Annotated in this window: 14 protein-coding genes; 9 read left to right on the top strand and 5 right to left on the bottom strand. The window is 42.5% G+C overall.

The genetic code is table 11. The features are described 5' to 3' along the window. The first annotated feature begins 3 nt into the window (after positions 1-3). From LEPTO7376_RS21400 to nadB, 4 genes are all read left to right on the top strand, one after another. Positions 4-984 carry an NAD(P)/FAD-dependent oxidoreductase gene (locus LEPTO7376_RS21400; RefSeq protein WP_015136102.1) on the top strand — a complete coding sequence of 327 codons (981 nt, stop codon included), beginning with the start codon at positions 4-6 and terminating at the stop codon, positions 982-984. 275 nt (positions 985-1259) lie between these two features. Then, on the top strand, positions 1260-2312 hold the full coding sequence (gene fbp, locus LEPTO7376_RS21395) for a class 1 fructose-bisphosphatase (RefSeq protein WP_015136101.1): 1053 nt from the start codon (positions 1260-1262) through the stop codon (positions 2310-2312). Between the two features lie 89 nt (positions 2313-2401). After that, positions 2402-2620: a hypothetical protein gene (locus tag LEPTO7376_RS21390; RefSeq protein WP_015136100.1), complete on the top strand. Its 219-nt coding sequence runs from the start codon at positions 2402-2404 to the stop codon at positions 2618-2620. Positions 2621-2751: 131 nt separating this feature from the next. Next, positions 2752-4410: an L-aspartate oxidase gene (gene nadB, locus LEPTO7376_RS21385; protein WP_015136099.1), complete on the top strand. Its 1659-nt coding sequence runs from the start codon at positions 2752-2754 to the stop codon at positions 4408-4410. A 103-nt stretch (positions 4411-4513) separates the two neighbouring features. Here nadB and LEPTO7376_RS21380 read toward each other — a convergent pair whose 3' ends face one another. Next, on the bottom strand, positions 4514-5401 hold the full coding sequence (locus tag LEPTO7376_RS21380) for a LysR family transcriptional regulator (protein ID WP_015136098.1): 888 nt from the start codon (positions 5399-5401) through the stop codon (positions 4514-4516). Between the two features lie 106 nt (positions 5402-5507). Here LEPTO7376_RS21380 and LEPTO7376_RS21375 point away from each other — a divergent pair, with 106 nt between their 5' ends. Next, positions 5508-5831 (top strand): cupin domain-containing protein, encoded by a 324-nt coding sequence (locus LEPTO7376_RS21375; RefSeq protein WP_015136097.1) that lies wholly within the window; start codon positions 5508-5510, stop codon positions 5829-5831. Positions 5832-6087: 256 nt separating this feature from the next. Here the strand turns inward: LEPTO7376_RS21375 and LEPTO7376_RS21370 are convergent, their stop codons facing one another. The 4 genes from LEPTO7376_RS21370 to LEPTO7376_RS21355 form a co-directional block, all read right to left on the bottom strand. Beyond that, positions 6088-7221 (bottom strand): beta-ketoacyl-ACP synthase, encoded by a 1134-nt coding sequence (locus LEPTO7376_RS21370; protein ID WP_160148667.1) that lies wholly within the window; start codon positions 7219-7221, stop codon positions 6088-6090. A 106-nt stretch (positions 7222-7327) separates the two neighbouring features. Next, a complete protein-coding gene (locus LEPTO7376_RS21365; RefSeq protein WP_015136095.1) occupies positions 7328-8053 on the bottom strand; it encodes a peptidylprolyl isomerase in 726 nt (241 codons plus the stop codon). Between the two features lie 139 nt (positions 8054-8192). Next, entirely contained in the window at positions 8193-8765 is a 573-nt protein-coding gene (locus LEPTO7376_RS21360; RefSeq protein WP_015136094.1) for a photosystem I assembly protein Ycf4, read from the bottom strand. A gap of 46 nt (positions 8766-8811) precedes the next feature. Next, positions 8812-9813 (bottom strand): succinate dehydrogenase/fumarate reductase iron-sulfur subunit, encoded by a 1002-nt coding sequence (locus tag LEPTO7376_RS21355; protein ID WP_015136093.1) that lies wholly within the window; start codon positions 9811-9813, stop codon positions 8812-8814. A 263-nt stretch (positions 9814-10076) separates the two neighbouring features. Between LEPTO7376_RS21355 and LEPTO7376_RS21350 the strand changes: the two genes are divergently transcribed. The 4 genes from LEPTO7376_RS21350 to LEPTO7376_RS21335 all read left to right on the top strand — a co-directional run bounded on the left by LEPTO7376_RS21350 (position 10077) and on the right by LEPTO7376_RS21335 (position 13271). After that, entirely contained in the window at positions 10077-10445 is a 369-nt protein-coding gene (locus LEPTO7376_RS21350) for an AbrB family transcriptional regulator (RefSeq protein ID WP_015136092.1), read from the top strand. 185 nt (positions 10446-10630) lie between these two features. Further along, positions 10631-11473, top strand: a complete 843-nt coding sequence (locus tag LEPTO7376_RS24040; RefSeq protein WP_051188839.1) for an archaeosortase/exosortase family protein — start codon at positions 10631-10633, stop codon at positions 11471-11473. After that, the gene (locus LEPTO7376_RS21340; RefSeq protein ID WP_041764316.1) at positions 11458-12093 is read left to right on the top strand and encodes a hypothetical protein; all 636 of its coding nucleotides are present in this window, start codon (positions 11458-11460) and stop codon (positions 12091-12093) included. Before LEPTO7376_RS24040 ends, LEPTO7376_RS21340 begins: the two co-directional genes overlap by 16 nt. Before the next feature lie 242 nt (positions 12094-12335). Further along, positions 12336-13271, top strand: coding sequence for an NAD-dependent epimerase/dehydratase family protein (locus LEPTO7376_RS21335; RefSeq protein ID WP_015136089.1), 936 nt, complete (start codon positions 12336-12338; stop codon positions 13269-13271). Positions 13272-13411: the final 140 nt, after the last annotated feature.

Here is a 13411-nt window from a genome sequence, read left to right as displayed (position 1 = left end):
CCTATGTTGGATGTGGCGGTTATTGGTGTTGGTTTAGCCGGAATTTCTGCGGCAGTGGAATGTCAGAAAAAGGGTCTCAAGATCGGGTTATTTGATAAGTCTCGCGGTGTCGGCGGTCGTTTGGCGACGCGACGAGTGAATGATATTCGGCTCGATCATGGTCTCCCCAGTTGGAATATTCAAGGGCCACATACGCAAGCACTAACTGAAAAGCTTCTGGCAGAACAAATCATCTCACCTTGGAAAGTGGCGCATAGTGATTCTAATTCTGTTGATGCTTGGCAGACTTTAGAGACTGAAAATTTTTATGCTGCCCCAAATGGTATGACGGCGATCGCCAAATATCTTGCTCGTGACCTAACGATTAATCGTTCATTCCATCTCGACAAAATTATTCCAGCAGAAAACCATTGGCAGCTTCACTTTAAAAATAATGAAACAGTAGAAGCGAAAGCTATTATTCTTGCGATTCCAGCATCTCAAGCCGTACCCTTAGTCGAAAATTTCGTGACAAGAGAGTTGGGCGATCGCCTCCAGTCTGTCACCTATGAACCAGCCATATCCCTAATGCTCGGTTTTGAAGAATTGAATTTAAACTTTCCATGGCAAGAATTATGTTTAAGTGATCACCCTAGTTTTAAGAAAATTATTCTCGATGGCAAGAAGCGATCGCCCCAAGCCCAGACCCTCGTACTCCAAACGAATGCCACTTTTACCGAAAAATATTTAGATGCCGATAATCTTCAGCCAATCGCCCAAACTTTAATCAGAGAAATCCGACAATTACTCAACCTGTCCCAACCAAGTTGGCATCAAATTCATCGTTGGCGATATGCTCTCCCTGACAAAACATTCAGTGAAAGTCATCTCTATCTCCCATTAGAGTTACCGCTTATTCTTTGTGGAGACTGGTGTTTAGGTAATGGTGCCGAAGGGGCGATCGCCTCAGGACTTGCTGCTGCCACTTATTTTGATGGGCGTTAGTCGCCAACAAAAATAGACTTTTATTGAGCAGAATTAAAGATAGTTTTTATATTTGTTATTTTCATGCTTTTGGCATCTCTCTTTTGCTGAGAGAGAGCCAGGTGAAATTAGAAAGAGATTCTGAATAACGATATATTTTTTATTCTTTTTAAACGTAAATTACTATGCTCAAACTGTTAATAAATTCTCCAAACTGTTAACTAATCCCGTCTCCTAACCTAATTGATAAATCCGCTCGTTAGCATGGAGATTGCAGGCACAGGAGCAGAATGCATATGACAGTACCATCCACAAGCTTTGTTGAAAGTCCCAGCCTTAATCGCGATTGCATGACCCTCTCGCGCCATATCCTCCAACAACTTCAGAGTTTTGATGCTGAGGCACAAGATATCAGTGCCATCATGAATCGCATCGCCCTCGCTGGAAAATTGATCGCTCGCCGTCTCAGTCGTGCTGGTCTGATGGAAGGGGTTTTAGGCTTTACTGGGGAGGAAAATGTCCAAGGTGAATCCGTTAAAAAAATGGATGTTTATGCCAATGATGTTTTTATTTCTGTCTTTAAAGAAAGTGGATTAGTTTGTCGCCTTGCTTCCGAAGAAATGGAGAAGCCTTACTATATTCCTGAGAATTGTCCCGTTGGCCGCTACACGCTACTTTACGATCCGATTGATGGCTCTTCAAATGTTGATATTAATCTCAATGTTGGGTCAATTTTTGCGATTCGACAGCAAGAAGGAGAAGACCTTAATGGCGAGGCTGATGACCTACTTCAGAATGGCCACAAACAGTTAGCGGCTGGCTATATTCTCTATGGCCCTTCGACCATGTTGGTCTATTCCATCGGGAAAGGAGTACATTCATTTATTCTCGACCCGAGTTTGGGAGAATTCATTCTTGCTGAAGAAAATATTGTGATGCCAAAACACGGCAAGATTTACAGCGTTAATGAAGGGAATTTCTGGCAGTGGGAAGAATCTATTCGTGAATATATTCGCTACATGCACCGCCATGAAGGTTATACGGCTCGCTACAGTGGTGCTTTAGTGGGAGATTTACATCGGATTTTGACTCAAGGTGGTGTGTTTCTCTATCCCGGCACGCAGAAAAAACCTGAGGGTAAATTGCGCTTGCTTTATGAAACTGCACCGTTGGCATGGCTTGTGGAGCAGGCTGGTGGAAAAGCGAGTACTGGTACAAAACCTTTGCTCGATTTTATTCCGACAAAGCTACACCAAAGAACGCCAGCAATTCTTGGTAGTACTGAAGATGTGGAGCTGGTGGAATCGTTTATTAGTGAAGGCCAACGGCAATTACTGGAAGTGGTTTAGCCGGATGAGAATTGCATAAATTTAAGAGGAAGGGGCGATCACCTCTTTCTTTTCTTGTTTTGCTAAGTAGGAATGGAGCATAAATAACGATGGCAGAACTTACTGGAAAAATTGAAAAGCGAAATGTTGGTGTTGGTACGTGGGCATTGGTGGCGACGGACTCCCAAGTTTATGAATTGCGGAAGTTGTCTTCAGAATTTCAGCAGCCAGACTTAAATGTGACGGTTACGGGTCAAGTGTTAGAAAATGCGATGTCTATTGCCATGATTGGCCCTATCTTCGAGGTGCAAAGTTGCACCAAAATTTAGACTGAGTCTCTGCTGATTTTTTCTGGTCGAGGGGTGATCGCCTATCCGAGAGGAGTAGAGCATTAACGGAACTTTAAGGCTATAGTGATTAGAATTTATGCCCTAAACTGCCCTACCGCCCCCGCAAACGCATGACCAGTGAGACAACTTTGCCGAACCAATTTGATGTTGTGGTGATTGGGAGTGGTGCGGCTGGTCTGTATGCGGCATTATCATTACCCAGTCATTTACGGGTCGGTTTAATCACAAAGGCGAAGCTCCGCACGGGATCGAGTAAATGGGCACAAGGTGGCATTGCGGCGGCGATCGCCCCAACAGATTCACCAGACCTACATTTTAAGGATACGCTTACCGCTGGCGCTGGTCTTTGTGACCCCGCAGCGGTGAGGTTTCTAGTTGATAATGCCAAGGATGCTATTCATCACTTGGTGCAGATGGGAGTGGACTTTGATCGGAAAAATGGTCAGTTGGCGATGACCCTTGAAGCTGCCCATTCTCGACCACGGGTGTTGCACTCGAAGGACACGACAGGTAAAGCGATTATTACCACCCTGATTGAGCAAGTGCTTGATCGCCCCAATATTCACGTGGTGCCCCAAGCTTTTGCGTTGCAGTTACGCCGAGATGAAGACGGCAAATGCCAAGGGGTCAGTGTTTTACATGATGGTCAAATCCGCTGGATTGCCTCGGGATCGATAATTTTAGCAACCGGTGGTGGCGGACAGGTTTTTGCCCAAACCACGAATCCGACCGTCAGTACAGGGGATGGCGTCGCTCTGGCATGGCGTTTGGGGGCGCAATTACGAGATCTTGAATTTTTCCAATTTCATCCGACAGCATTATCGAAACCCGGTGCACCCAGATTTTTAATTAGTGAAGCAGTGCGGGGCGAAGGAGCACATCTGCTCGGTTTTAATGGTGATCGCTTTGCCTTTGATTACCATCCAGACGGGGAATTAGCGCCGCGAGATGTGGTGAGCCGTGCCATTTTTAGTTATCTCGCTGAAAATGCAGGCGATCCAGCCAATGCCAATGTTTATCTTGATTTAAGCGTTATTCCCGAAGAAAAAGTGCGGCGACGTTTTCCCAATATCATTCGATTTTGTGCAGAGTATGGCGTAGATGTTTTTTCGGAACCGATTCCTGTTGCTCCGGCGGCGCACTATTGGATGGGTGGCATTAAAACTGACGCAATCTGTGAGACCTCCATTTCAGGACTGTATGCTATTGGCGAAACGTCGAGCACTGGGGTGCATGGCGCGAATCGATTAGCGAGTAATTCTTTGTTGGAATGTTTGGTTTTTGCGGCACAGTTACAGAATTTTGAACCTGCAGCTCCCAGTGAGCTTACAGAGAATATAGTACCTAAGGTGATAACAGAGCATTGGCGACGAGAGACTGTTAAAGCCCAAACCATTCGGGCAGATTTACCTTTTTTACTGTGGCAAAGTGCAGGGATTTGTCGTGATCAGCAAACCCTCGATGAGGCGATCGCCCAGGTGTCGGCATGGCGTGATCAGTTGCATAGGATGCCTTTTGCGCAATTTTTGAATTTGGCAGAAGATGCTGAAATTCAATTGGAACATCCCGATGCAGAAACGGAGATTCGCCTCTATGCAGAAACATGTAACTTGGCAGATGTTGCTTTTCTCATCCTCAAAAGTGCAGCATGGCGAACTGAGAGTCGAGGAGGCCATTACCGCCTAGATTATGCGGCGACTCAACCGGATTGGCAGGTGCATACTTTGATCGAAAATGATCAGTTTCGGCGATCGCCATTACTTGAGTAACGTGAGTTCAAGTTGAGCAAATTCTCTTAAACAGACGTAGGCTAAAAGTTCTAGCTAATCTAAGCACTGATGACTTCGAGCAAATCATCTTGAGTGGCATCTATCAAGCTATATTAAAATGATTTTTTATAGCGGTGGCCAAAGATGCGAGAGCTGAACCTGGCACAACAATATCTGGATTTATTGCTAAGCCGATAGAGAGATACAAGTCCAGATCACTTAAATGACGCTCAACAGTTTTATTTGGTAATGGATTGATCGCTGCTGTTGGTAAAATACCAATACCAAGCCCATGACAAACCATCTGCTTGAGAGCACCCGAACTCATACTCTCAACACCTGAATATGGATTGATATTATGAGAAAGCAATGCTTTTTCTAAGACATCACGGTAGGGACAGTGCTCTTCAGTTAAGATCAAACGTTCTTCTGAAAGATCAGTGATGGCAATATTTTGACTTGTAGTAAGCATGTGAGATTTTGGCAAAAGTAAAGAGATTGGGTCTTGGAATAACATATGGAAGTCTAAACCTAGGTTTGCTGCTGGTGGCGAGCAAATCGCCAAATCTAACTTCCCAGAAGCAACCCTACGACTAATGGTTCGTGTCACACCGACTTCGAGTGTAAGCCTCACTTTCGGGTATTGACGACAAAACTCAACTAGGACAGTCGGTAGATGAACACTAGCTACAGGTTCGACAGAACCAATTCGTAGCTGCCCGGCTTCACCTGTGACTAATCCAGTCATTGTTTGTTGAAGCTGTTCTGCCCTATAGAGCAGGTGCTCAGCATGACTCTGTAGTGTTCTCCCTGCAACTGTCAGCTCGGTTCGTCTATTTTGGCGAGAGAAGAGTTGAACACCCAATTCTTTTTCTAGCTTTTGAATGTGCAGCGTAATCGTAGATTGTGCGTATTTCAACTTTTCAGCAGCTTTGAGAAAACTACCTTCAGTTGCAACTGCTTGGAAAGTTTGGAGATGCTTAAATTCCATTTTGATTGATATCGAAGAAAATGAATTAATAGTTCACATAATTCATTTTAATAAATAAGCCATGAATGATAATCTCCAAATGTAGTGAGAAAAAGAACCTTAATTCATGACAGAAATTGTTTGGAAGCGCTTAGAAGATGTCACTCCCCAATATGTGACAGAAGGAATATCTGTTTGTCTTTTGTGGCAAGGCAAGTCAAATTCACAAGCAATGGTTGTTGAGATTGCTCCCGGTGCGAAATGGAATGGCATCGACTCTCATGATGACAACTCAGAGGAGATTTTTGTCATTAGTGGCATCTTCAATGATGGTCTGAGAGACTACCCTGCAGGCACATTCATCCACCATCCAATTGGCTCAAGCCATATTCCTCAATCTATGACAGGCTGTAAGCTATTCATTTTCTATCCTGCAAAACTCTCTAAATAACGTGAGTTCGGGTTAAGCAATTGGGATGAAGCTTATAGAAGTTAGGCTGTAATTCTTATAAATCAAGAGTTTGTTTAGAGTCTTGTATCTTTTTTGATTTGCAACAAGGCATTTTGATTGAAAGTATTTTGCTTTATTTAGCTTAATCGCTAGAGGATTGCATAAAATAATTGCTGGTTAATAGAAAAAATAAGCCTTAACCCTAGATTAGGAACAACTTTTGCATATTTTTCTTATCCCGAACTCATGTTAATAATTAGTTCGTCAAGGATTTGAAGGCGATCGCCCCATTTTGTCCACCGAACCCAAAACTTAAACAGAGGGCATGACGGAGAGATTGGGGTTGAGATTGCCAGACAAAATTGAGATCAAACTCAGGATTTCTAAGACCCACGCAAGGAAATAACCGTTGCGATCGCAACATCATTAGCGAAAAAGCAGCGCTGAGAATACCTGATGCACCAAGGCTATGACCCGTTGCTCCTTTACTGCCACTTACCCATGGACGATGGGAAAATGAATCTGTGATCATCGCGGCTTCGGCTTGGTCATTGAGTGTCGTGCTCGTGCCGTGGGGATGAATATGATCAATGTCATCTGGACTTAAACTTGACCGTTCCAAACATTGGGCGATCGCCCGTAATGCAGGTTGATGGGACTTTTGGGGCGCGCTGACATGGTGAGCATCACAAGTGAAACTCCAACCGAGAACTTCCCCATAAATTTTGGCTTGCCGCTTTTTCGCTGAATCCAAATTTTCGAGCATCATCATCGCGCCGTTTTCCCCGAGCACTAACCCTTCGCGATGTTTATCAAACGGAAAACAACCTTGTTCTGCCATCGCACCCATTTTCTGAAACCCAGCAATACTTAGCTGTGTAATGGGTGATTCAATGGCTCCAACCAAAACTTGCGGACATTCGCCTCGCTGTAATAGTTCAAATCCCTGACATAGCGACCATAAACCCGTTGTACAAGCACCCATCGGCGCAAGTAAACCGCTTTGCGAGCCAATTTGCTTGGCGGTGGCGATCGCCAACTGTTGCGGTAAAAGCTCTAACCAGTTTGATAAATACCCATCACCTTGATGAAAACGCTGATTGAGGGTTTCAATTCTGCCCTGAAAACCGCGGCTTGAACCCACTACCACGGCACAATTTTTTAATGGCCCAGTTAATTTCGCATCTGCCAAAACTTCAGTCACGAGTTGTGATCGCCAAGCCTCCAGATCGAGAGGATATTTCCCGAGCATCGCCACTGGAATAACAGGCAATTCAAGAAAAGGTTGTCGCAACTGAATCGCCGTTTGACCATCAAGTAGACTTTGCCATGACTGGGCAAGATTTCCTAGACCCGAACACAAACTAATGCCAGTGACGACAACGCGCACCATGAGCTAACTCCAACGACTCCCAACAAATAAAAAAGGGCAATCTCTTTCAGATTACCCCGACATTTCGGTCTATTTAATTAACCTAAATAAAATTCAGCAAGACTTATTTAATGAGGTTGTCTAGACCTTCAATAATTGTTGCTGATTCGATGCGATCGCCCATTTGGATATTATCAACCACATCAATTCCTTCGACGACTTTACCGAAGACTGCATAATTGCCATCAAGGAAAGCAAGTTCAGCCAACGTGAAATAAAACTGTGCCGATGCCGAATTAGGCGCTTGGGAACGGGCCATGGCGATCGTCCCCTTTTCGTGTTTGAGGACAACCTTAGTTGGATCAAGACTAGCGCGGCCATACACAGGCTCTTCACTATCCTTCAGCTTGATTTCTAGCGGTAAATCCCGACGAACTCCTGTTTCTGGCTCGGTATAGCCACCTCGTCCTAACTGAGCGATAGGTACATCTGGATCCTTACCAACTGGATCCCCACCCTGTGCGACAAAAGGCTCAGGATCACGAATGACGCGGTGGAAAGCGAGGCCATCATAGACGCCGCGTTCTACCAAATCCGCAAAATTACCCGCTGTAATCGGTGCTTCTTCACCATTTAGCTCAATGATAATTGACTCACCATTGACGAGCATTTCCACCTTAGCCATACCTTCTAAACGGGGCGTATACTCAGCAAACGGGTTAACCGTTGTGGTTGATTCAGTCGTTGTCGTAGAGTCACTACTCTCAGAAGTTGGAGTCGGTGCACAACCTACTAGCGTTAAACTTCCGACCAAAATGGCGATGCACAAAACTTGCCACGGATGTCTCATTTGGATTTTTTTCCTCTGTAAACTTAAAAACGGCAACAATAAAAAAAAGGAGGGAACTCGACGTGACGTGTCGATCACATCATAAAGTTCCCAAAAATAGCTTTCGAACTAAAACACTAAGGGTGTAAACATCACTGTTTTAGAGTCCTTCGAGAGGTAGGCTTAAAAATCTCGCTAATTCAGCACCTTGATTTTCGAGCTTAGAAAGGGCAATGGGTTCACCCACGCGAGTAATCGGAATATCGCCTTTATTTTTAACGCGTAGATAAAGGACACGGCGGGGATTTAAACCCTCTTTAATTTCGGCTCGAATTGCGACAATATCGGAGAGTTTATAGTTCAAATCAATGATGCGATTTTTGCCGACAAAACCATAGCGAAAGATTGTCACTTTGCCAGTGTCTTTATTAAATTCGTTGTAGCCACCGCCGACGTTTAAAAACGAAACGAACCAAAGGTAAAGGGAGAGAGAAGTTCCAGCTAGACCATAAAAACTGAGGGCAGCGCCCTGAGGAATAAACTGGAGAGCGCTCGGATCACTAACAATTAAAAAATTAGTATGGAAATAGCTCGATAAACCAGCTAAAAGAAAACCAACGCCACCAATTGCGGAGACTGTTGCCCAGAGGAAATTACTAAAACGGCGGGAACCGAGAATAGATTGACGCAAAACTGCATCCGTGTCAGTCGAAGCCATTGCCTTTGCTGCCATAGGATTTATATCTAAGAATTTTTAGAAGATGTTTATTTTAGAATCCTTATTTTACTGGATTATCAGAACTGGACTCGATAAGGGTTTCCACTTGTTTAATTAAACTTTTTACTTCTGCTGTTCCTTCCGATGCTTCGAAAGATACAGGGAGTTTTCCGTGGGTGAGCATCCGCCAACCGAGCGGGAAAATTTCACTAACATTCTGTAGACCCATTACAAGAAAGGCAAAGCGTCGTTCATCAATCCAACCGCCTTGTTTAACGAGGTTAATCAATGTTTTACGGTGACGGATTGTCCGGTTTGTATTAGGGTTTTGGCGTTGAAGTAGTTGACTTTTTATCTTGGTAATCTGATCCATCGGTGCTACGTCTTGGGGACAAACGCTATTGCATTGATAGCAACGGGTACAGGCCCAGACGCCAGATTCAGAATCGTGATAATTTTCGAGTCGTTCATCGGTGCGGCGATCGCGGGAATCGGCAACCATTCGCTGAGCTTTAGCAAGGGCATGGGGACCGGCAAATTTCGGATTAACGGCAACGGCATTACATTCCGAATAACAAGCGCCACAAAGAATACAATTACCAGTTTGATTTAATTGTTCGCGTTCCGCTGGCGTCTGTAAAAATTCGCGTTCTGGAATTTGGCGAGCTCCGGTACTGACATAGGGTTCAACGTTTTCGAGGTTATCCCAAAACCCTTTCATATCAACGACTAAATCTTTGATAATCGGCATATTTTTTAATGGGGCGATCGCCAAAATAGGATCTTTGGCCGCATCAGGATCAATTTTCTGTAAACGTTTGATCTCTGACCCAACATTTTCTTTACAAGCCAAAGCAGAGCGACCATTAATCGTTATCGCACAACTTCCACAGATGGTATTGCGACAGTTTTTACGAAAAGCAAGGCTCCCATCCTGTTGCCATTTAATCTGATTTAAACAATCTAAAATTGTTGTGCTCTCAGGTACAGATAATCGATAAGACTTAAATTTTGGCGCTATATTTCTCTCTGACTGACGCTGGATTTGTAATGTAATATCCATTGTGCTTGCCTAATTTTGTGGCGATTCTCTTCAACCCTAGTTTAAAATGCCCGCTTAAAAGATCGGACTCTAAGCAGTAAAGTTCAATAAACTTGACATTTATTTCAGTATTGCTTAGTGATTATAAAAAAATAGAAAATGATTTTTTGAAAAAGATTTTTATTTTTTTGATCAAAATTATTTTTTTGCGGTTATATTTACATATGTGATAAATTTATCACTGAGAAAAACGTCGACACAAAACATAAAAAGTTCGAGAGATTATGAGCGAAACAGCAACAGCTCCCCTAAAAGGGAAAGCGCTTCTTAGTAAAGTAAAAGAATTATCTCATTTGCCTCGTCGCGAAACAGCAAAACTTTGTGGCTATAGCACTACAAAAAATGGTCAAACTCGTGTGAATTTGACAGGCTTCTATGATGCCGTTCTTGAGGCAAAAGGTTTACCTTTGGATCCCGGTGGTAGCCAAGATGGTCGCGGGCGCGAACCAACTTATCGCGTTAGTGTTCACAAAAATGGTCAGATTGTAATTGGTTCAACTTATACGAATCAAATGAATCTTAAACCCGGCGATGAGTTTGAAATCAAAATTGGTTACAAGCATATTCACTTGAAGCAAATTAGTGAAGGGTAAATTGCTTAAATGAACTAGAGTGCTGTATTGGGTTTAAGTCAATCTTAATGTGAGACTTAACTGTATCTATCGCTAGTTCTGACCCCTTTGACACTTTTAATTAGCTATTACATTTTCCGTAAAAAGCTTTATTTATATTGGAGTTGTGAGAGATTCATGACTCTTTTTTTGTTGTTTGAAATTTGTTGTCCCAAACCTGTACTGATGCTGTGGCACTTTCTCTGAAACGATTAAAACAGAATATGCCATTGTTCCTTGGCAGTAGCTATCTTGCTCTTTTATTCGTCCTGCTACGACAGAGCGATCGCCCAGAAGTTAGTAGTGTGACAGGTCTATTTTTAGTTACACTACTCTATTGCTGGTGGGACACTGGACAATTAACGAATAATCCTAAATCTGAAATTGGAGCGATCGCCACTGCAATTGGGATTAATTTATGGCTAATTCTGAAAGCATGGGGATATGGCGAAGATGAAGCCTTTTTACGGCTACTGCCATTTTTAAGTCTTACGAATTGGGGATTACTTTGCTATGGTTGGCAAAGTTTTCGAATCTTCAGGTCAGGCTTCTTTTTATTAGGATTTTTAGCATTTCCCTGGGAAATTATTTATGTAATTGTTGATTTATCATTATTGACAGCAAAATTCACCCATCTAATTCTCTTCTCTGTTGGTTTACAAGCAGAAAGAATTGGTACTTTGATTCGTCTAGGGACTGGAACAATCGAAGTTTATCATGGCTGTTCTGGTCTAAAAATGATCTTGCAGTTAGTCGGTTTTAGTCTGATTTATCTTGTACTAAATCCATTTCACTGGCGCAAAACTAGCATTTTTCTAGGTGGGGCGATCGCCATTGGTTTTCTGCTAAATGGGATGCGAGTTGCAATGATGGCGGTTTTGGTTTCCCTTGGAGATGAAGCTGCATTTGACTATTGGCATTTAGGAACCGGATCACTGATTTTTAGTGTGATTGGTTTGGGTGCTTTAGCATTATGGGGATGGCAAGTCCAGCAATGGCAAAACGTTTAAATCTGTGGCATCAAAAATTTATCTTTTTACAGGTGATCGCCCTTTGCGCTGTGAGCTTAAAACTTCTCTTAAATTCTTTGAGTGAGGTTCATACACTTTCTGCTATTAACTATGATCCAAAGCAGATTGATGGATGGCAAAATATTGCGACTCATGTGCTCACCGAAGCGGAAATAAACCAGATTATTCCCGGGTATTTTCAAGATGGAATGAAACAAACACTAACTCAGCAGGCATTTACCTTAACGCTTCAACGAGCAACTATATCGCAATCGAATGGAGATTTGAAAAAATATCTAAAAAATTATAGTGATGATCTCTCCTCTACTCTGAAATACCATGCAGATATTGGCCATTACAGTGTGTTTACTCAAGATGATCACCTCACTATGATGGCTTGTTTAACTGCATCCCACCGAGCAACGGTTACCGCAGATCAATTTAAAGTTGCACAAATTAAAGCCAGTTTCAGCCTCACTCAGTTGGGGCAATGGTTTATAAACCAAGAGAATTTGATTCCCCATACCTGTCAGTGGCGATCGCTCAGTCTTTTTCCCGTTACCTCTGACTCCACTGAAACGCTATTGGCAATTTGGCAAACCCTGGATTTGGAGGAATGATCAACTCATCACAAATGGAGAATCTGAATTTGCTGCAAAAATGTCAACCTTGTATTCCCTAGATGAAGCTGAGAATTGAAGAGACGATATTTTTATTCAATCAACTTTGCTGGAACTTAGATTTTCCTTAACTTTGAACACAATGTTTTGTTAGGCTACTCACCCTGGAAATTGAACTGTCAGGGCTTGATACGACTAGGAATAGTTTGTCCCCCTCAATTTTTTTGAAACAGATTTATCGTATGAATATTTTGGTCGTTGGTGGCGCTGGTTTTATCGGCTCTCATTTGGTAGATCTTCTGATTCAGAATGAGTGTGATGTGACTGTTGTTGATAATTTAGCGACTGGGAATTTGAAAAATCTTCCTGAACACCCTCGACTCAAGTTCATTTACAAGGATATTTTAGAATGTGATTTAAAGGATTTTCCTGATTCTTTTGATGGAGTTGTACATTTGGTGGCAAATGCCTCCATTAGTGCTTCATGGGAAAAACCTTTGTCGGCTCACAACGCTAATCTTTCTAGCACGATAAAGATTATTGAGTTCTGCAAAAAGCTTCGTATTCCTAGATTAGTGTATGCAAGTTCGGCTGCAGTATATGGTGAATCGAAAGAAACACCGATTAATGAACGCTTTGAGGTAAACCCTTTATCTCCCTATGGTCTGCAAAAGTTGAGTGGAGAAAAATATGGCGCTTTATTTGCTAAAGAATTTGGGTTTTCTTTTGTTGCATTAAGGTTTTTTAATGTTTTTGGAGAAAGACAAAGCCCAGACTCTGATTATTCTGGGGTTATCTCTATTTTTTCAAATGCGATGAAGTCGAATCTGCCAATCACTATCTATGGTGATGGTAGGCAGACAAGGGATTTTATCTATGTGAGGGATGTGGCTAGGGCGATATATAAAAGTTTAGTTGTCACTTTGAAAGTTGGATCAACATCAATTATCAATGTTGGTTCTGGCAATCAGACCTCTTTACTGAAATTGATTGATCTGTTGAAACGTCAATTTCCAGATTGGCAACAGGAAAAAATCTTTAAGGATCCTAGAATTGGCGATGTCTTACATTCTCAAGCTGATATCGCTAAAGCATCTCAAGAGCTAGACTTTATCTCAAAATGGCCTATCGATATTGCATTTGAGACAATGCTGAAGACACATGATGTTGGCAAATAACGAAGAAGGAAAAATAAGTTGCTTCTAATGCTGAATGTCGACTTTCCAGGATGTAAGTCATAGTACTCCACACCCAATTATCTTGGCATGAATACAAAATAGCTCCACAAGCTGTTTTGTATGGATTTTTATTTAAACTT

Origin of the sequence: [Leptolyngbya] sp. PCC 7376 (assembly GCF_000316605.1) — a bacterium.
GTDB lineage: Bacteria > Cyanobacteriota > Cyanobacteriia > Cyanobacteriales > MRBY01 > MRBY01.
The sequence above is the reverse complement of the archived record's forward strand: the minus strand, read 5'-3'. Positions and strand labels throughout refer to the sequence as shown.

Excerpts from the sequence above, each read along its gene's own strand:
- LEPTO7376_RS21375 (WP_015136097.1), top strand. The coding sequence starts at position 5,508 with ATGACAGAAATTGTTTGGAAGCGCTTAGAAGATGTCACTCCCCAATAT.
- LEPTO7376_RS21355 (WP_015136093.1), bottom strand. The coding sequence starts at position 9,813 with ATGGATATTACATTACAAATCCAGCGTCAGTCAGAGAGAAATATAGCG.
- fbp (WP_015136101.1), top strand. The coding sequence starts at position 1,260 with ATGACAGTACCATCCACAAGCTTTGTTGAAAGTCCCAGCCTTAATCGC.
- LEPTO7376_RS21380 (WP_015136098.1), bottom strand. The coding sequence starts at position 5,401 with ATGGAATTTAAGCATCTCCAAACTTTCCAAGCAGTTGCAACTGAAGGT.
- nadB (WP_015136099.1), top strand. The coding sequence starts at position 2,752 with ATGACCAGTGAGACAACTTTGCCGAACCAATTTGATGTTGTGGTGATT.
- LEPTO7376_RS21360 (WP_015136094.1), bottom strand. The coding sequence starts at position 8,765 with ATGGCAGCAAAGGCAATGGCTTCGACTGACACGGATGCAGTTTTGCGT.
- LEPTO7376_RS21335 (WP_015136089.1), top strand. The coding sequence starts at position 12,336 with ATGAATATTTTGGTCGTTGGTGGCGCTGGTTTTATCGGCTCTCATTTG.
- LEPTO7376_RS21400 (WP_015136102.1), top strand. The coding sequence starts at position 4 with ATGTTGGATGTGGCGGTTATTGGTGTTGGTTTAGCCGGAATTTCTGCG.
- LEPTO7376_RS21390 (WP_015136100.1), top strand. The coding sequence starts at position 2,402 with ATGGCAGAACTTACTGGAAAAATTGAAAAGCGAAATGTTGGTGTTGGT.
- LEPTO7376_RS21340 (WP_041764316.1), top strand. The coding sequence starts at position 11,458 with ATGGCAAAACGTTTAAATCTGTGGCATCAAAAATTTATCTTTTTACAG.
- LEPTO7376_RS21365 (WP_015136095.1), bottom strand. The coding sequence starts at position 8,053 with ATGAGACATCCGTGGCAAGTTTTGTGCATCGCCATTTTGGTCGGAAGT.
- LEPTO7376_RS21350 (WP_015136092.1), top strand. The coding sequence starts at position 10,077 with ATGAGCGAAACAGCAACAGCTCCCCTAAAAGGGAAAGCGCTTCTTAGT.